This window comes from Segnochrobactrum spirostomi, assembly GCF_009600605.1.
In the GTDB taxonomy this organism is placed as follows: Bacteria; Pseudomonadota; Alphaproteobacteria; order Rhizobiales; family Segnochrobactraceae; genus Segnochrobactrum; species Segnochrobactrum spirostomi.
Window position 1 is genome coordinate 1,829,465 of the sequence record NZ_VWNA01000001.1, and the last position, 19,027, is coordinate 1,848,491.

The following is a 19,027-nucleotide window of genomic DNA, read 5'->3' on the forward strand; positions in this document are numbered from 1 at the left end:
GAAGGAGTTGGGCGATGACGGCAAAGACGACGGCGACAACCGAAGCGGCCGGGACCCTCCCCGCCGATCTCGACGGCCTCCTCGCCGGCTTTCCCGCGGCGACGCGGGAGGCGTGGCTGAAGGCGGTCGAACGGGTGCTGAAGGGCGCCGATTTCGACGCGACGCTGGTCACCCGCACCCGCGACGGCATCGTCGTCGCGCCCCTGGTGGCGCCCGCCCCCGGCACGCCGGCCGACGCGATCCTGACCCGGCCGGCGGCGCCCTGGACGATCTTCCAGCGCGTCGATCACCCCGATTCCGCGGAGGCCGCCGCGCTCGCCCGCGGCGATCTCGGCGGCGGCGCGAACGGGCTGACGCTGGTGTTTTCCCGCGCCCGCTCGGCCCGCGGCTTCGGCCTGCCGGCGTCCGATCCCAAAGCGGTCGCTGACGCCCTCGACGGCATCGCCCTCGACCAGGTGGCGCTGCGGCTCGATGCCGGGCCGGACGGGCTCGACGCGGCGCGGCAGGTGCTCGCCCTCGCCGAGCGGCAGCGCCTCGAGTTCGGAGCGCTCGACGTCGATTTCGGCTTCGACGCCTCGGGGACCGGGGCCTGGGCGGGGCAGGACGGCACGGCGCTGACCCCGGCGATCGGCGGCTTCGTCGCCGAGATCGTCGGCCGCGGCTTCAAGAGCCGCGCGCTCCTCGCCGACGGCCGGCCCTGGCACGAGGCCGGCGGCACCGAGGGCCAGGAGCTCGGAGCGGTTCTCGCGAGCGGCCTCGCCAAGCTCAAGGTGCTGACGGGTGCCGGCCTGGACATCGAGGCGGCGCGGCGCCAGATCGCCTTCCTGCTCGTCGCCGACGTCGACCTCTACGGCACCATCGCCAAGCTGCGCGCCTTCCGCCGGCTGTGGGCGCGAGTCGAGCATGCCTGCGGCCTCGCGCCCCGACCGGTCCGGCTCCACGCCGAGACCGCGTGGCGGATGATGACGCGGCGCGATCCGTGGTCGAACCTGTTGCGGACGAGTCTCGCCGTGCTCGGTGCCGGGCTCGGCGGCGCCGATGCGGTGCAGGCGACGCCCTTCACCGCGGCGCTCGGCCTGCCGGATGCCTTCGCCCGCCGCCTCGCCCGCCATCTCGGCACCCTGATGATCGAGGAGGCGAACCTGACGCGCGTCGCCGATCCGGCCGCGGGCGCCGGCGCGATCGAGGCGCTGACCGACGGCTACGAGCGCGCCGGGTGGGACGAATTCCGCGCCATCGAGGCGGACGGCGGGCTCCTCGCGAGCCTCGCCGCCGGCCGCTTCCAGGCCCGCCTCGCGACCGCGCGCACAGGTCTCGAAGCCGAGGTCGCGGAGGGCCGCCGACCGATCGTCGGCACCACGCTGTTTCCCGATCCGCGAGAGGCGCCGGTCGCCGTGCTCGCGCCCGCACCCGATCTCGAAATCCCCGCCGGGGCCCTTCCCTCGATCCGCCTCGCCGCCCCCCACGAGGCGGGACGGGCCGCGCCCGCTCAGGAGGCCGCGCGATGACGAGCGCCTTTCCCTTCCCCGATTTCGCCGCGCTGGCTCTCGACGCCGCGCCGCTGCCGCCCGCCCCGCCCGAAGGTCGCGCGGCCGGCAGCCCACCCTGGCTCACGCCGGAAGGCCTCGCGGTGAAGGCGCACTATGGCCCCGCCGACCGCGCGGGCCTCGCCTTCGCGGAGGGCTATCCCGGCTTCGCGCCGTTCGTGCGCGGCCCCTATCCGACGATGTACGTCAACCAGCCGTGGACCATCCGGCAATATGCCGGGTTCTCGACGGCCGAGGATTCCAACGCCTTCTACCGGCGCAACCTCGCCGCCGGGCAGAAGGGGCTCTCGATCGCCTTCGATCTCGCCACCCACCGCGGCTACGACAGCGACCATCCCCGCGTCGCCGGCGATGTCGGCATGGCGGGCGTCGCGATCGATTCCATCTACGACATGCGCATCCTGTTCGACGGCATCCCGCTCGGCGACATCAGCGTGTCGATGACGATGAACGGCGCGGTGCTGCCGGTGATGGCGCTCTACATCGTCGCCGCGGAGGAGCAGGGCGTGCCGCCCGCCGCCCTCTCCGGCACGATCCAGAACGACATCCTCAAAGAATTCATGGTGCGCAACACCTACATCTACCCGCCCGGGCCTTCGATGCGCATCATCTCGGACATCTTCGCCTACACGGCGGCGGAGATGCCGAAGTTCAACTCGATCTCGATCTCCGGCTATCACATGCAGGAGGCCGGGGCGACGCAGGACCTCGAGCTCGCCTACACGCTCGCCGACGGCGTCGATTATGTCCGCGCCGGCATCGCCGCCGGGCTCGACGTCGACGCCTTCGCGCCGCGGCTGTCGTTCTTCTGGGGCATCGGCATGAATGCCTTCATGGAGATCGCCAAGCTGCGCGCCGGGCGGCTCCTGTGGGCGGGGCTGATGCGGCGCTTCGCGCCGAAATCCGACAAGTCACTCGCTTTGCGCGCCCATTGCCAGACCTCGGGCTGGTCGCTCGCGGCCCAGGACCCGTTCAACAACGTCGCCCGCACGATGATCGAGGCGTTCGCCGCGACCGCGGGCCAGACCCAATCGCTCCACACCAACGCCCTCGACGAGGCCTTGGCGCTGCCGACCGACTTCTCCGCCCGCATCGCCCGCAACACCCAGATCGTGCTCGCCCGCGAAAGCGGCATCACCCGCTCGATCGATCCGTGGGGCGGCTCGTTCCTGGTCGAACGCCTGACCGCCGATCTCGCGGCGCGCGCGCTCGAGCACATCGGCGAGGTCGAAGCGCTCGGCGGCATGGCGAAGGCGATCGAGGCCGGCATTCCGAAGCTGCGCATCGAGGAGGCCGCCGCGCGCACCCAGGCCCGCATCGATGCCGGCGTGCAGACGGTCGTCGGCATCAACAAATATCGCCTCGCCGAAGAGGCGCCGCTCGCGGTCCTCAAGGTCGACAATTCCGCCGTCCGTGCCGCGCAGATCGCCAAGCTCGACCGGCTCAAGGCCGAGCGCGATCCCGCCGCCGTCAGTGCGGCCCTCGCCGCGCTGACCGCCGCGGCGCGGGAGGGGCACGGCAACCTGCTCGCCTTGTCGGTCGCCGCCGCGCGCGCCAAGGCGACCGTCGGCGAGATGTCCGCGGCGCTCGAAGCGGCCTATGGCCGCCACCGCGCCGAAATCCGCACCGCCGCCGGCGTCTATGAGGCGGAGGCGTCGGCGAAGGACCCGGCCTTCGAGGCGGAGATCGTGGCGGTGCGCGCCCTCGTCGCCGATTTCCGCGAGATGGCCGGCCGGCCGCCGCGCATCCTCGTCGCCAAGGTCGGCCAGGATGGCCACGACCGCGGTCAGAAGGTGGTGGCGTCCGCCTTCGCCGATCTCGGCTTCGAGGTCGTCATCGGCCCGCTGTTCGCGAGCCCCGACGAGGTCGCCGACCACGCCGTCGCCGCGGACGTGCACGTCGTCGGCGTCTCGTCGCTCGCCGCCGGCCACCGCACGCTGGTGCCGGCGCTCGTCACCGCGCTCGCCGAACGCGGCCGCGCCGAGATCATGGTGGTGGTCGGCGGGGTGATCCCGCCCGACGACGTGGACGATCTCCTCGCCGCCGGCGCGACGGGCGTCTTCCCGCCGGGCACCGTCGTCACCGACGCCGCCCGCGCCGTGCTCGAACGCCTCTCCGCCCGCCTCGGCTTCGCCCAGAAGACGCCGGCGGATTATCGGGGATAGCCAACGGGCACCGCACACTGACCTTGGTCGAGCGCTCCGACAAAATAGCCTTGCCGGACGCGTTTTTGCGTTCGCTCAAGGTCGTCCTCGGCCCGGCCGGCTATCGAATGGACGGGCGCGCGGTGGGTGCGCCCGGCGGGACGAGACCCGCCTGCTCCGGCGACGGCAGCCCATGCTCGGCACCGCCACCCTTTCGATTGTCGAGAGCGTCCCCTTCCGGTTCAGTGGCGGAACGAAACCGCACGGAACCAAAAGGGGGAACGCTTCCATGGCGCATTCGAAAGGAACGGCGCATTCGAAGGGGATGGGGCATCCGAAAGGGGCGGCGCAGTCTAAGGGAAAGGCTCGGTCGAAGGGGACCCCCGCGTCGGCCGAACCCGAGGCCCGCTCGCTCGGCTTCTGGACCTGCACGGCGCTCGTCATCGGCAACGTGGTCGGGTCCGGCTTCTTCCTCATTCCGGCCGCGCTGGCACCCTATGGCGCCGTCGCCCTGATCGGCTGGGTCGCCATGTCGTTCGGCGCGGTGGCGCTCGCCCTCGTGTTCGCCCGGCTGTCGCGCATTGCGCCCGCCGCCGGCGGACCCTACGCCTTCACCCGGCTCGGCTTCGGCGAGTTCGCCGGGTTCCTCATCGCCTGGGGCTACTGGATCTCGATCTGGGCGTCCCAGCCGGCGATCGCGCTCGCCTTCGCGGGCTATCTCGAATCCCTGATCCCCGGCCTTCAGGGGATGAAAGGGGCGACGACGATCATCGCCCTCGCCTCGATGTGGTTCGTCGCCGCGATCAACCTGCGCGGCGTCAAGGAGGCGGGCCGCTTCCAGCTCGCCATGGTCGCGATCAAGATCGTGCCCTTCCTCGCCATCGCCACGATCGGGCTCCTGTGGGTCGACTGGAACCGCTTCGTCCCGATCAATCCGACCGGCCAATCGTTCTGGGCGGCGCTCTCGGCAACTGCGCCGCTCACCATGTTCGCCTTCCTCGGCATCGAGTCCGCGACGGTGCCGGCCGGCGACGTGAAGGACCCGGAGCGCACCATCCCGCGAGCGACCATCGTCGGCACCCTCGTCGCCGCCTGCCTGTTCCTGTTCGGCACCATGGCGGTGATGGGCGTCGTGCCCGAAGCGACGCTCGCCGCCTCGTCGGCCCCGTTCTCCGCCGCGGCGACCTCGATGTGGGGCGGCGGTGCCGGCGTGATCATCGCGCTCGCGGCGATGCTATCGTCGCTCGGCGCGCTCAACGGCTGGACGCTTCTGATGGCCCAGGTGCCGATGGCCGCGGCGCGCGACGGCGTGCTGCCGCGGTTCTTCGGCGAAACCAACCGCAACGGCGTGCCGACCAAGGGCATCCTGCTGTCGGTGTCGCTCTCCTCGGCCCTGCTGATCCTCGAATCCTCGGGCGTGAAGGGGCTGATGAAGGTCTACGACTTCATCGTCGACATCTCGACCGACGCCGAGATGGTGCCTTACGTGTTCTGCTGCTGCGTGGAAGGCATCCTGTTCGCCACGCTCGCGAAGCGGGAAGGTCTGTTCTCGCGCCGCACCTACATCCCGATCGCCACCGTCGCCTTCCTGTTCTCGATGTGGACGATCTACGGCTCCGGCCCGCGTGCGGGCATGTGGGGCCTCCTTCTCCTGCTCGCCGGCCTGCCGCTCTACGTCCACATGCGCCGCAGCCGGCCCGATTCCGGATCCGCCGAACCCTAAGAACCAAGGAGTGGCCGCGATGACGCCGACGGTGGAAGAAAGACTGGGCCTGCGCGCCCTCTTCATCAACGACGAGCTGACCGAGCAATCGGCGGCGGGGCGCGCCGCGCGCGACCTCGTCGCCGAGCTCGAGGCACGCGACGTCGACGTGGTCGCAGCCGTCTCGGCCGAGGACGCCCGGGCGGTGATCGTCTCGGATTCCTCGATCCAGTGCGTCCTGCTCGATTGGGACCTCGCCGCCGATCCCGACCACAAGGCGGCGACGGACCTGCTCAAAACCATCCGCGCCCGCAACGCCACGATCCCGATCTTCCTCATCGCCGAGCGCTCGGCCGCGTCCGAGCTGCCGATCGACGTGATGACGGAAGCCGACGATTATATCTGGCTCCTCGAGGACACCCCGGACTTCATCGGCGGCCGCGTCGTCGCCGCCATCGAGCGCTACCGCGCCGACCTCTTGCCGCCGATGTTCAAGGCGCTCGCGGCCTTCGCCCGCGTCCACGAATATTCCTGGCACACGCCGGGCCACACCGGCGGCACCGCCTTCCTCAAGCACCCGGTCGGGCGCGCCTTCTTCGAGTTCTTCGGCGAGGAGCTGTTTCGCTCGGATCTCTCGATCTCGGTCGGCGAGCTCGGCTCGCTGCTCGACCATTCCGGCCCGATCGGCGCGGGCGAGCGCTATGCGGCCCGGGTGTTCGGCGCCGACCGCTCCTACACGGTGACCAACGGCTCCTCGACGTCGAACCGCGTCATCCTGATGGCGAGCGTGACGCGCAACCAGATCGCGCTGTGCGACCGCAATTGCCACAAATCGGCCGAGCACGCGATGACGCTGTCGGGCGCGATCCCGACCTATCTCGTGCCCTCGCGCAACGGCCTTGGGCTGATCGGCCCGATCCATCCGGAGCGCCTCACCGCGGCGGCGATCGGGAAGGCCATCGCCGACAATCCTCTGGCGGCGAAGGCGACCGACAAGAGTCCGGTCCACGCCATCATCACCAACTCGACCTATGACGGCCTCTGCTACAACGTGGCCCGGGTCGAGGAATTGCTCGGCCAGAGCGTCGACCGCCTCCATTTCGACGAGGCCTGGTACGGCTACGCGCGGTTCAACCCGATCTACGCCAAGCGCTTCGCCATGCACGGCGAACCGGGCGAGCGCGACCCGTCGGGACCGACGGTGTTCGCCACCCAATCGACCCACAAATTGCTCGCCGCGCTCTCCCAGGCGTCCTTCATCCACGTCCGCGACGGGCGCCGGCCGATCCCGCACAACCGGTTCAACGAGGCGTTCATGATGCACGCCTCGACCTCCCCGCAATATGCCATCATCGCCTCGAACGACGTCGCGGCGGCGATGATGGACGGCCCGGGCGGGCTCGCGCTGACGACGGAATCGATCCACGAAGCGGTCGCCTTCCGCCAGACGGTGGCCCGCATCCGCGCCGAACTCACCGCTCGAGGGAGCTGGTTCTTCGGAATCTGGCAGCCGGACAGCGTCAAGGTTCCGGGCGAGGCGGCTGCGGTCGCCTTCGAAAAGGCCGACCCGGAAATCCTCGCCACCGACCCGCAAGCCTGGGTGCTGCATCCCGGCGCGGCGTGGCACGGCTTCGAGGATCTCGAAGACGATTATTGCATGCTCGACCCGATCAAGGTCTCGGTGATGACGCCGGGCATGTCGGCTGAAGGCGTGCTCGCCGACGACGGCATTCCGGCGACGATCCTGACCGCCTACCTCGACGCCCGCGGCATCGTCGTCGAGAAGACGACGGACTTCACCATCCTGTTCCTGTTCTCGCTCGGCATCACCAAGGGCAAGTGGGGCACGCTCATCAACGCGCTGCTCGATTTCCGCAAGGATTACGACGCCAACCTCTCGCTCGCCCGCGCCCTTCCCGCCCTCGTGGAGGCCAACCCGCAGCGCTACGGCACGATGGGGCTCAAGGATCTCTGCTCGGAGATGTTCGCGGCGATGCGGGACTTCCGCACCACCAAGATGCTCGCCGAGGGCTTCTCGGTGCTGCCGACGCCGGTGTTCAGCCCGGTCGAGGCCTATGAGGCGCTGGTGCTCGGCAAGGTCGAGACGCTGACGCTCGATCAGATGGCGAACCGGGTGGTGGCGACCGGCGTGGTGCCCTATCCGCCCGGCATCCCGCTTCTGATGCCCGGCGAGAATGCCGGCCCGGCCGACGGCCCGCTGCTCGGCTACCTCAAGGCGCTCGAAGCCTTCGACGCCAAGTTCCCCGGCTTCACCCACGACACCCACGGCGTCGAGGTGGAAGACGGGCGCTACCGCGTGCTCTGCCTCACCGAAAAGACTGCGGCCTGAGGGAGGATCGCATCATGGCAACCGACAGCTCCACCGCGTCCGCCTCCTCCGCGGCGGCAACCGCCGGCAAGATCGGCCTCGTCCCGGCGACCTTGATGGTGGCCGGCAACATGATGGGCTCCGGCGTCTTCATGCTGCCGGCGAACCTCGCCGCGATCGGCGGCATCGCCGTGTTCGGCTGGATCATCACCCTCGTCGGCGCACTCTCCCTCGCCCTCGTGTTCGCCAAGCTCGCCGCGATCGATCCCCTCGCCGGCGGGCCTTATGCCTACGCCCGCAAGGCGTTCGGCGACTATATGGGCTACCAGACGAACCTCATCTATTGGCTCGCCAACGTGGTCGGCAATGTCGGCCTCGCGGTCGCCGGCCTCGGCTATCTCTCGCACTTCTTCCCCGTTCTGAAGAACCCCCTGGTGCTCGCGCTCGGGCAGATCGCGGTCGTCTGGTTCTTCACCTACGCCAACATCCTGGGTCCACGTTTCGTCGGTCGCATGCAATCGCTGACGACGGTGTTCGCGCTCGTCCCGATCATCGGCATGGCGCTCTTCGGCTGGTTCTGGTTCCACGCCGACACCTATGCGGCCGGCTGGAACGTCTCGGGCAAGGACAGCATCGGCGCGGTCGGCGCCACGCTCAACTTCACGCTCTGGGCCTTCATCGGCGTCGAGACCGCCTCGGTGTCGGCCGGCGTCGTCGCGAACCCGAGCCGCAACGTGCCGATCGCGACGCTCGGCGGCGTCATCCTCGCCGGCATCTGCTACGTGCTGTCGTCGTCGGCGGTCATGGGCATGATCCCGAACAAGGAGCTCATCGCCTCGGCGGCACCGTTCGCGGACGCGGCTCGCATCGCCCTCGGTCCGCTCGCGGCAAACATCGTCGCCGGCTGCGCGGCGATCGGCTGCCTCGGCTCACTCGCCGGGTGGACGCTGCTCGTCGGCCAGACCGCCAAGGCCGCCGCCGACGACGGTCTCTTCCCCAACGTGTTCGCGAAGATCAACTCGAAGGGCGTCCCCTCGGCCGGCCTCGCGATCGTCGCCGTTATCATGACCGTGCAGATTATCGCGACCATGTCGCCGACGGCGAGCGAGCAGTTCGGCAAGATCGCCTCGATCGCGGTGATCATGACGCTCCTGCCCTACATTTATTCGGCGATCTCGATCAAAGTCCTCGCCTATAAGAAGATCTCGCACCACGAATACACGATCTATGCGGCGATCGCGCTCGTCGCCGCGATCTACAGCCTGTGGGCGATGGTCGGTTCGGACGGCGAGCAGACGCGCTGGTCGCTGATCTTCGTCATCACGACGATCGTGTTCTACTCGCTGTCGCTGAACCACAAGCGCGACGTCGAGGAGCACGTGATGACGCCGGGCGGTCGGGCGCCGCGCTGGATCCGCTACGCCACGCTCGCGATCACCATCGTGGCGCTGGCGCTGATGTTCTGGCAGTCGGTCGGCCGCTTCGGCGCCGGTTCGCTGCTGACCCGCTCGCCGCAGCCGCCGGTCGCGCAATCGAGCGTCCCCTCGAACGCCCCCGCCGGGGTTCCGGAGACCACGCCGGCACAGAGCGGCGCGGCGGGGCAGTAGGGCGGTTCGCTCTCCCTCTCTGTCGTCATCCCCGGCCGTGTGGCGGGGATCCAGGAGCGGCACGCTCGGTGGTCGACGCCCTGGGTTGCCGGCACCAGGCCGGCAATGACGATGGAAGGGTCGTGCCCGGTTCAGACCCCACCCCGGCGCTTCGCGCCACCCCTCCCCCTGGCAGGGGAGGGGAAAAGCGGCGGCGAGGTCGGGGGCATCAGCGAAGGCTGTTAGGCTTGCTTATCGCTCTGTGGAAACACACCGCGAGTGCCTCCCCAGTTGGGGGAGGGACAGACCGGCGAAGCCGGTCAGGGTGGGGCCGGCGCCGTCAGGCGCCGGAGGACTGGGCGAGCCGCGCAGCCGCTGGCAATCCCTGCCCGCCCCTTACACCGCCTGCGCCGGGGAGCCGGCCCAGGCGGTGCCGGCGGGCAGGGTCTCGCCCTTCATGGCGAGCGAGGAGGCGCCGAGCCGGGCCCCCTCTTCGATGCGGGCGCCGTAGAGCACGATCGAGCGGGCGCCGATGACAGCATGGGCACCGATCTCGACCGGGCCGATCTTCATCACGCGATCCTCGAAGAGGTGGGTCTGCGGACCGCAATCCTCGTTGAGCGCCGCGTTGTCGCCGATCGACACGACGTCGAACTCGGTGATGTCCGTCGTATCCCAGAACACCTGCTTGCCGACCTTCACGCCGAGCAGCCGCATGCAGGGCGACAGGAACGGGGTGCCGCGCAGGGCGCCCAGGAAGTAGGGCACGGCGAGGCTCTCGTAGATCGAGGTCACGGCTTCGCTCCGCCACACGAACGGCGTCCACATCGGATGCTCGCCCGACTGATAGCGCCCGACGAAGAGCCACTTGACGAGGACCGTCACGGCGAACACCGGCACGCCGAAGATCGCGAGATAGAACGGGGCGAACGAGAGCGCGGAAACGCCCGCGCCGTAATCGTCGTACATCTCGTAGGTGGCGGAGATGAGGAACATGGTGCAGGCGAGGGTGACCGCGCCGGGCAGCACGATGCGCACGAACTCCACGGCGAGACGACCGGCGATGCGCCAGGGGGTCGGGCGGAAGGTCAGGTCCGCCTTGTAGCCGCCGAAAGTCTGCCGGGTCGGCAATTCCTCGCTCGGGATGCCGAACCAGGTCGTGCCCTCGCGCATGCGGGCCGTGTCCTCGGGCGGCACCGAGAGGCAGCCGATCAGGACGCCGTCCGGCACGTCGGTGCCGTCGGGCACCAGGGCACCGTTGCCGATGAAGGTGCGGGTGCCGATGCGGGTCCGCTTCAGGGTCAGGCGGCCGTGGCGGATCTGGGCGTCGCCGAGGGTCACGGCGTCGGCGACGAAGCTCTCGTCGCCGATCTCGAGCAGATCGTGGGTCACCGACGAGGCGGTCGAGACCTCGGCCCGCTTGCCGAGCTTCACCCCGAGCGCGCGGTACCACGGCGCGAGATAGAGCGAGGCATAGAGCGTGTGCAGCACGCCGAGCGAGAGGTCCATCATCTGATCGACGAACCACTTGCGCATGTAGAACACGCTCGCGGTGCGATAGACGCCCTCCTTCACCCGCGGCAGAACAACCCAGCGCAGCACGACGATCTCGAGCGCGACGAGCACAATGTAGAGCAGCGACAGAACAGGCGTGAGGACGAGATAGCTGAAGTCACCGTTCGGCACCGCCGCATCGAGCGTATCGAGGGTGACGATGATCGGCAGCGCCGGGATCAGGGCGACGAGCGGGAAGAGCAGAACCAGCAGCGCGAAGGCGAACCCATAGGCGATCGCAGCCGGGCGCGACACCGGATCCGGCTCGCCGACCGCGGTCCGGTCGACCTTGGCCTTGAAGTGGGCGGGAGAGCCGATCCAGGCTTCGCCCGCGGGGATCGCGCCCCCATCGGCGAGCGCGCCGAGATCGCCGAGCTCGCTCCAATCACCGACGCGCGCATCGCGGCCGACGACGGCGTTCGAACCGACATAAGCATGCGCGCCGACATCGCAGCGGCCGATCTTCAGGAGACCGTCCTCGACGACCGCGTTCTGCAGCACCACGCCGTTGCCGAAGCTCGAATGATCGCCGATCGACACGAGGTCGGCGGCGCCGATGTCGAGCGTGCCGAGATAGCAGTCGCGACCGATGCGGGCACCGAGCAGGCGATGGTAGATGTTGTAGATCGGGGTGCCCGACAGGTAGTTGGTCGGCACGATCTCGAGGAGCCGCGAGACGAACCACCAGCGCATATAATAGGCGCCCCAGACCGGATATTCGCCGGGCTTGTAGCGACCGATGAAGATCCACTTCGCCGCGATCGACAAAAGGATCGTCAGCGGCGGCACGATCGTGAAGACCGCGAGCGCGGCGAGCGCGGGGATCGCGATGCCCTCGACCTCCTCCGAGACGAAGGAATAGGTCAGGAAGGGGACCAGGATCTGCGCGGCGAACAGGCCGTAAATGAAAAGCAGGCCGACGAACTGCATCGCCCCGCAGACGAGGAAGCGCAGGCGCGGCACCGCGGAGAAGGCGCGGGCGGGAGCCGCAGCGGCGGCCGCGGCCTGCGCCGGGCGGGCGGCGTCGATGCGCGCGGCGATGCCTTCGAGGGTGCGGCCGGCATAGAGATCCTGCAGCGCGACCGCGCGGAAGGCGGCCTCGCGGCGCAGGTCCGAGACGAAGCGGGCGGCGAGCAGGGAGTGGCCGCCGAGATCGGTGAAGAAGTCGTCCGTCACGCTCGCCGGGCGGCCGGGGATGAGGCGGCCGATTGCCTCGACGAGGGCCCGCTCGGTCTCGGTGCGCGGCGCCACGATCTCGCGGTCGTCGCCGACCGCCGAGAGATCGCCGATCTCCGGCAGCGCCTTGCGATTCATCTTGCCGTTCGGCAGGCGCGGCAGGGCATCGAGCGTCTTGTAGAGGTTCGGCACCATGTAGGCCGGCAGCTTCGCGGCGAGCCGGGCGCGCAGCGCGGCCGGATCGATCGCGACGCCGGCGCGGGGCAGCACATAGGCGACGAGCTGGTCGGTGCCCGCGGCGTCCTTCTTCAGCGCGACCGCGGCGCCGGCGAGCTCGTCGCAGCGCGACAGCTCGGCCTCGATCTCGCCGAGCTCGATGCGGTAGCCGCGCAGCTTGACCTGGTCGTCGATGCGGCCGTGGAACACGATCGCACCGGTCTCGTCCACGCTGGCGTGGTCGCCGGTGCGGTAGATCATGGGATCGCCGGTCGCCGTGCCGCCGAACGGGTTCGGCACGAACTTCTCGGCGGTGAGATCGGGACGGCCGACATAGCCGAGCGAGACGCCCGGTCCCCCGATGCACAATTCGCCGACCTCGCCCGGGGCGACCGGGTTGAGGGCGTCGTCGAGGATATAGGCGGTGTAGTTCGGCAGCGGCACGCCGATGGTGATCGGCAGGCCCGGACGCAGCTCGGCCGCCGTCGCCGTGACGGTGGTCTCGGTCGGGCCGTAGGTGTTGAGGATGCGACGGTTCGGCCGCCACCAGCGCTCGACGACCGAGGGTGGGCACGCCTCGCCGCCGACATTGAGGACGCGGATCGAAGGCACGTCGTGCTCGAAGGTCGCGACGAGGCTCGGCACCGCGTGGAGAACGGTGATGCCCTTCTCGGCGAGGATCTCCGGCAGCCGATCGAGCGCGGCATGCTCCTCCGGGCTCGCGACCACGACCGTCGCGCCGACGAGCCAGGCCGTCCACACCTCTTCGAGCGACATGTCGAAGGCGGGGGAGAAGCCGTTCCACACCACGTCGCCCTCGGTCACGCCGAGCACGACGTTCTCCGAGCGGGCGAAATGGCAGATGTTGCGATGGGCGACCGCGATGCCCTTCGGCCGGCCGGTCGAGCCGGAGGTGTAGATCACATAGGCCGGATGGTCGCGGTCGAGGCCGCGGTCGCGGGGGGACACGACGATGCGGGGCATCGGAGCGGCGACGAGGGATTCGAGGGAGACCCGTCGGACCGCAAGGCCGTCGGTCGCCTCCATCCGCGCGCGATCGACCACGAGGGCGACCGCGGCGCAGTCGGAGAGGCTCGTCTCGATGCGGTCGACCGGGGCCTTGGGATCGAAGGGCAGGAAGGCGCCCCCCGCCTTGAGGATGCCGAGCACCGCGGCGAGGAGGAACGGCGAGCGCTCCACGAAGAGGCCGACGAAGGTGCCGGGGGCGACGCCGGCCGCCGCGAGCTCCGCCGCCATCCTGTCGGACAGGGCGTCGAGCTCGGCGAAGGTCCAGGTCTCGCCGGCGAACCGCAGCGCCACCTTGTTGGGCACCCGGGACGCGGTGGCGGAGAAGATCTCCGGCAGGAGCTCGTCGCGCACGAGATCCGGCGCGTAGGCACCCGCGAGCATCGCCGTTTCACGCAGAACTGAAAGCTTATTCATGTCGACCCCCCGCACCATCCGGTGCGTATGGGCTCGCTTTTGGTCGCCGGCTTGTGTCGGATTTTGGACAGTGCCGCGTTGCGACAGCGGCACTTCAGGGATCGTTTCGGGGTGTCGCCGGATCGCCACGCCATCGCGGCCGAAATGGGACGAAATTGCGGCCCAAGGCCCGGTTTCCCTAGAGAAATGCCCAGAAATTCGGCGTGCCTCGCGTTGCGGCACGCCGCCCCGGTGGGGCCACGGGCCCGATCGGCGGCACGTCTCAAAGTTGTACGCGCCGCCGAACGGCCATCCGCTCAAATGGGAGGAAAGGTGTCTCGGGGATCAGGCCGGAACGATCGCCCTGACCTTGGCGAGCGCCGCGGCGGTCTCCAGGCAGGCGTGGGCCGCCTCGCCGCCCTTGATGACGAAATGGCGGGTGAAATAGGCGCGGTGCTCTTCGTGCTCGTGGAAATGATGCGGCGTCAGCACCACCGAGAAGACCGGCACGCCGGTATCGAGCTGCACGCGCATGAAGCCCGAGATCACGGCATCGGCGACGAAGTCATGGCGGTAGATGCCACCGTCGACGACGAAGCCGGCGCAGACGATGCCGGCATAGAGGCCGGTTTCAGCGAGCACCTTGGCATGGAGCGGCAGTTCGAAGGCGCCGGGCACTTCGAAATAATCGACCGCGGACGCGGCGAGACCGCGGCGGGCGATTTCGGCTTTAAAGCCTTCGCGCGCCTGATCGACGATGTCGCGGTGCCAGAGCGATTGCACGAAGGCGAACCGCACCGGCTTCCCGGACGACGCCGGCTTGTCAGACGTAGTGGAAAAGGATCGATCGATCTGATTCATGGTTCCCTCATCGACTCAAGGACCTGAATCAGGGCACACGCGCCCGCAAAGACGGCCCGCAGGCATGAGAACCCGCGCGTCTCCCCGGTCGTCGCGCTCTCTTCCATCCGGACTATGACCGTCGGCCCCGGAATCACACCGGATCTGCTGACCCGGCCCCTCGCGGGGCCGGCGCTCGCGGGCTGCGCCCCGGCGGGCTTTCGCCCGCGCAAGACTTTACCGCCGGTGGGGACTTTCACCCCGCCCTGAGAACGTCCCCCGGCCGACCTCGACCGGGATGAGGCGATCATAACGGCCTCCGTGGCCGCTGCGCCAGCCCCTCTTGCGCCGGGAGCGGCCCGGAAAGTGAACGGTGTGGCGCCGTATCGAAGACAGGCTCGCTCGGATTCCGCCACCGAGGCGCGCGGAAAAACAGGGTTACAAGAGAAGCGCGAAATTTAGTCCATTATTTCAGTAGACTGAATTGATGACGCGAAGCCGCGCGCGCCACTATGGACGACGCGGCAAGGCCTGCGGGCGCCGTGACCCTTCTCGAGATCATGAGGATCGCCATGCGCACGCTTCTCCGACGGGCCCTCGTCGGCCTGACCCTCGCCCTCCCCCTTTCCGCCGCCCACGCGGCGGACGCCAAGAAGGTGGTCGTCGCCTATCAGACCGGCGCCGTGCCCTACGTGGCCGGCATCGCGAACGGCGATCTCGCCCGCAAGACGGGGTGGAACATCGAGTTCCGCCGCTTCCACTCGGGCGCCGACATCTTCGCCGCGATCGCCTCCGGCGATGTGCAGATCGGCGACGTCGGCTCGAGCCCGTTCTCGGCCGCGGTGAGCCGCGGGCTCGACGTGCAGGCGGTCTACATCACCGGCGCGTCCGGCGACGACGAGGCGCTGGTGGTGCGCAACGACATCAAGTCGCCGGCGGACCTGAAGGGCAAGAAGCTCGCCGCGGCGCCGGTCTCGACCGACCATTACCAGCTTCTCGCCGTCCTCAAGCAGGAGGGGATCTCCGAGAAGGACGCCCAGGTCATCGCCATCCCGCAGCCCGAGATCGTGGCCGCGTGGAAGCGCGGCGACATCGACGGCGCCTTCGTCTGGGATCCCGCTCTGTCCGAGCTCAAGAAGGACGGCCACGTTCTCCTGACCTCCAAGCAAGTCGCCGAGCGCGGGGCCCCGACCTTCGGCGCCCTCGTGGTGACGACGAAGTTCGCCGAGGCGAACCCCGATTTCGTCGCCAAATATGTGAGCCTGGTCGACGGCTACTACACCTCGTTCCGCACCGACCCCGCCGCCTGGGGACCGGATTCGGAGAACGCCAAGCTGATCGCCGGCCTCCAGGGCGGCACCCCGGCCGAAAACGCGGCCCGGCTCAAGGACGCCAACGTCATTCCGCTGGCGACCCAGCTCACCTCGGCCTGGCTCGTCGGCGGCGACGACAGCGGCGTCGCCAAGGTGCTGAAGGACACCGCGGCCTTCCTCAAGGACCAGCGCAAGATCACCGCGATCAAGGCGAGCTACGGCCCGTTCGTCGCGCCGCAATATGCCGAAGCGGCCGCCAAGCTGAACTGAGCGCCCTCCTCGAGCGATCCGGCGGCAGCCGGCGGCGCCTCGATCCGCGCCGCCGGCGTCCGCCCCTGACGGACCCCCGATCATGCTCCAGATCCGCGATGCCACCGTCACCTTCCCGACGCGCACCGGCGAAAGCGTCCACGCGCTCGATCGCGTCTCGCTCGACATCCCCCCGGATTCGATCGTGGTCGCGGTCGGGGCGTCCGGATGCGGCAAGTCCACGCTGCTCAACGCCATCGCCGGCTTCCTGCCGCTGACGAACGGTTCGATCACCCTCGACGGGGCGGAAATCGACGCGCCGGGCGGCGATCGCGGCGTGGTGTTCCAGAAGGACACGCTCCTGCCGTGGGCGACCGTCGTCGACAATGTCGCGCTCGGCCTGAAATTTCAGGGCGTCCCGAAGCGGGCGCGCCGAGACCGGGCCCGCGCGCTCCTCGCGCTCGTCGGCCTCGAGGGGTTCGAGGAGCGGGTGCCCTACGAATTGTCGGGCGGCATGCGCCAGCGCGTCGGCATCGCCCGCGCGCTCGCCGCCGACCCGAAGATCCTCCTGATGGACGAGCCGTTCGGCGCCCTCGACAGCCTCACCCGGGAGACGATGCAGCAATTGCTCGTCTCGGTGTGGGCGCGGACGCGCAGCCGCGTGTTCTTCATCACCCACTCGATCGAGGAGGCCTTGGTGCTCGGCACCGAGGTCGTGGTGATGTCGCCGCGCCCCGGCCGGGTCATCGCGCGCTATCCGATCGGCTTCGTCCGCACCTTCGCCGAGACCGGGGAGATCGGCCCGATCCAGTCCGACCCGGACTTCGTCGCGCTGCGGGAGGAAATCCGCGCGCTCATTCATCAGCCGACCGCGTCCCCCGCCCACGGAGTGCTGCAATGACCCTCGCCGCCGGTCTCGAACGCCCCGTCGCCGCGCGCCCGCGCCGCAAGCGCCGGCCCATCGGCCCCGTCACCGGGGGCACCGCCGCGATCGGGACGGCGACCATGGCCGTCCTCTTCGCGGCTTGGTTCGTGGCGTCCGGCAGCGGTTGGGTCTCCCCCCTGTTCCTGCCCTCGCCCGCCGAGGTCGCGCAACAATTCGTCGACATCTGGACCCTCGGCTATGCCGACGGCACGCTTCCGCAACACATCGCCTCGAGCCTCGGGCGCATTCTGTTGGCGCTCGCCGTTTCGATCGCGGTCGGCATTCCCCTCGGCCTCGCGATGGGGCTGAACCGATGGGCGAAGGGCATCTTCTCGGTCCCGATCGATCTCTATTGGGGTCTGCCGCCGCTCGCCTATCTGCCGCTCCTCATTATCTGGCTCGGCATCGGCGAGGTGTCGAAGGTGGTGCTGCTGACGCTGTCCGCCTTCGCCCCGATCGTGTTCTCGGCCCAGGCCGGGGTGCGGGCCGTGCCGGCCGAGCGCCTCAACGCCGCGCTCGCCCTCGGGGCCAACCGGCGCCAGCTCTTCCTCGACATCATCCTGCCGTCGGCCCTGCCGGAGATCCTCACCGGCATCCGCATCGCCATCGCGGCGGCATGGTCGACCTTGGTCGCGGCCGAGCTGATCGCCGCCCGGTCGGGCCTCGGCTACATGATCATGTCGGCCTCCAACTTCCTCGCGACCGACGTCGTCTTCGTCGGGCTCATCATCATCGCCGCCCTCTCGTTCGCCTTCTCCGGCGGCATGCGCTGGATCGAGCGCCGCTTCGTTCCCTGGAAAGGCAAGCTCTGAGCCCGAGAGCCGCCGCACGCCCCGAACGCCCGCCCCTCAGGAGGCCCAATGTCCACGCCCGATAAGCCGATCGACCTCTATTGGTATCTCCCGACGCACGGCGACGGTCCCTATCTCGGCACCGACGCGCGCCACCGCCCGGCGACGTTCGGCTATCTGCGCGACATCGCACAGGCCGTGGACCGGCTCGGATTCTCGGGCGTGCTGCTGCCGACGGGCACCCGCTGCGAGGACGCCTGGATCACCGCCGCCGCGCTGATCCCGACCACGGAGCGGCTGCGCTTCCTGGTCGCGCTCCGGCCCGGCAGCGGAACGCCGGCCCTGTTTGCCCGCCACGCCGCCGCCCTCGACCGCATCTCCGGCGGGCGGGCGCTGTTCAACGTCGTCGCGGGCGCGGACCCGGCCGACCTCGCCGGCGACGGCATCGCCCTCGGCCACGACGAACGCTATGCCCAAACCGACGAATTCCTGACCATCTGGCGCCAGATCCTGTCGGGCGAGCCGGTCGATTTTCACGGTGAGCATCTCTGGGCCAAGGGGACGGACATCTCGTTCCCGCCCATCCAGCGGCCCCACCCGCCGTTGTGGTTCGGCGGCTCGTCGGACGCCGGCATCGCGGTCGCGGCCAAGCACGCCGACGTCTATCTGAGCTGGGGCGAGCCGATCGACCTCCTGTCCGAAAAGCTCGACCGGGTGCGCGCGAAGGCCGCCGAGACCGAGCGTACGGTCCGGTTCGGCCTGCGCATCCATCTCATCGTCCGGGAGACCGAGGCGGAGGCCTGGGCGGCGGCGGACCGGCTCATCAGCCACGTCACCGACGATCTCGTCGCCGAGGCACAGCGGGAATTCCTCACCGTCTCGGAATCGGTCGGGCAGAAGCGCATGTCGGCGCTGCACAAAGGCAGGCGGGACAATCTCGTCATCGGGCCGAACCTCTGGGCGGGGCTCGGCCTGGTGCGCGGCGGCGCCGGCACCGCGCTCGTCGGGAACCCTGCGAACGTCGCGGCCCGGCTGCGGGAATATCGCGAAGCCGGCATCGAGACGGTGATCGCCTCGGCCTATCCGCACCTCGAGGAGGCCTTCAACGTCGCGGAGCTCTTGTTCCCCGAACTCGGCATCGCCGGGGCGCAGGTGCTGAAGGAGCGCGGCTGGGATCTCGAATTCGGCCGCGGCGGCGGTGGGCTCAAGGTCTCCGCCTCGTAACCGGGATCG

Annotated in this window: 11 protein-coding genes and 1 riboswitch; of the genes, 9 read left to right on the plus strand and 2 right to left on the minus strand. The window is 69.6% G+C overall.

Translation table 11 applies throughout. The features are described 5' to 3' along the window. Positions 1-14: 14 nt before the first annotated feature. The 5 genes from F0357_RS08200 (at position 15) to adiC (ending at position 9,329) form a co-directional block, all read left to right on the plus strand. Positions 15-1,508: a methylmalonyl-CoA mutase family protein gene (locus tag F0357_RS08200; protein WP_208948261.1), complete on the plus strand. Its 1,494-nt coding sequence runs from the start codon at positions 15-17 to the stop codon at positions 1,506-1,508. Continuing rightward, positions 1,505-3,712, plus strand: coding sequence for a methylmalonyl-CoA mutase (gene scpA / locus F0357_RS08205; RefSeq protein ID WP_153479879.1), 2,208 nt, complete (start codon positions 1,505-1,507; stop codon positions 3,710-3,712). Before F0357_RS08200 ends, scpA begins: the two co-directional genes overlap by 4 nt. Before the next feature lie 268 nt (positions 3,713-3,980). Then, complete coding sequence (locus F0357_RS08210) at positions 3,981-5,414, plus strand: amino acid permease (RefSeq protein ID WP_246161408.1); 1,434 nt, start codon at positions 3,981-3,983, stop codon at positions 5,412-5,414. A 19-nt stretch (positions 5,415-5,433) separates the two neighbouring features. Beyond that, the gene (locus F0357_RS08215; RefSeq protein ID WP_153479880.1) at positions 5,434-7,743 is read left to right on the plus strand and encodes an Orn/Lys/Arg family decarboxylase; all 2,310 of its coding nucleotides are present in this window, start codon (positions 5,434-5,436) and stop codon (positions 7,741-7,743) included. Between the two features lie 14 nt (positions 7,744-7,757). Further along, positions 7,758-9,329, plus strand: coding sequence for an arginine/agmatine antiporter (gene adiC / locus F0357_RS08220; protein ID WP_153479881.1), 1,572 nt, complete (start codon positions 7,758-7,760; stop codon positions 9,327-9,329). Between the two features lie 375 nt (positions 9,330-9,704). Here adiC and F0357_RS08225 read toward each other — a convergent pair whose 3' ends face one another. Both F0357_RS08225 and F0357_RS08230 read right to left on the minus strand, forming a co-directional pair. After that, positions 9,705-13,697, minus strand: a complete 3,993-nt coding sequence (locus tag F0357_RS08225; RefSeq protein WP_208948262.1) for a Pls/PosA family non-ribosomal peptide synthetase — start codon at positions 13,695-13,697, stop codon at positions 9,705-9,707. A 324-nt stretch (positions 13,698-14,021) separates the two neighbouring features. Next, positions 14,022-14,537 (minus strand): 6,7-dimethyl-8-ribityllumazine synthase, encoded by a 516-nt coding sequence (locus F0357_RS08230; protein ID WP_153479883.1) that lies wholly within the window; start codon positions 14,535-14,537, stop codon positions 14,022-14,024. Positions 14,538-14,628: 91 nt separating this feature from the next. Continuing rightward, positions 14,629-14,794: riboswitch (FMN riboswitch) on the minus strand. A gap of 294 nt (positions 14,795-15,088) precedes the next feature. Between F0357_RS08230 and F0357_RS08235 the strand changes: the two genes are divergently transcribed. From F0357_RS08235 to ssuD, 4 genes are all read left to right on the plus strand, one after another. Continuing rightward, positions 15,089-16,099, plus strand: coding sequence for a taurine ABC transporter substrate-binding protein (locus F0357_RS08235; protein WP_153479884.1), 1,011 nt, complete (start codon positions 15,089-15,091; stop codon positions 16,097-16,099). 82 nt (positions 16,100-16,181) lie between these two features. Next, complete coding sequence (locus tag F0357_RS08240) at positions 16,182-16,979, plus strand: taurine ABC transporter ATP-binding protein (protein WP_153479885.1); 798 nt, start codon at positions 16,182-16,184, stop codon at positions 16,977-16,979. 104 nt (positions 16,980-17,083) lie between these two features. Then, on the plus strand, positions 17,084-17,815 hold the full coding sequence (locus tag F0357_RS08245; RefSeq protein ID WP_246161606.1) for an ABC transporter permease subunit: 732 nt from the start codon (positions 17,084-17,086) through the stop codon (positions 17,813-17,815). A 48-nt stretch (positions 17,816-17,863) separates the two neighbouring features. Continuing rightward, positions 17,864-19,018 (plus strand): FMNH2-dependent alkanesulfonate monooxygenase, encoded by a 1,155-nt coding sequence (gene ssuD, locus F0357_RS08250; RefSeq protein WP_153479887.1) that lies wholly within the window; start codon positions 17,864-17,866, stop codon positions 19,016-19,018. Positions 19,019-19,027: the final 9 nt, after the last annotated feature.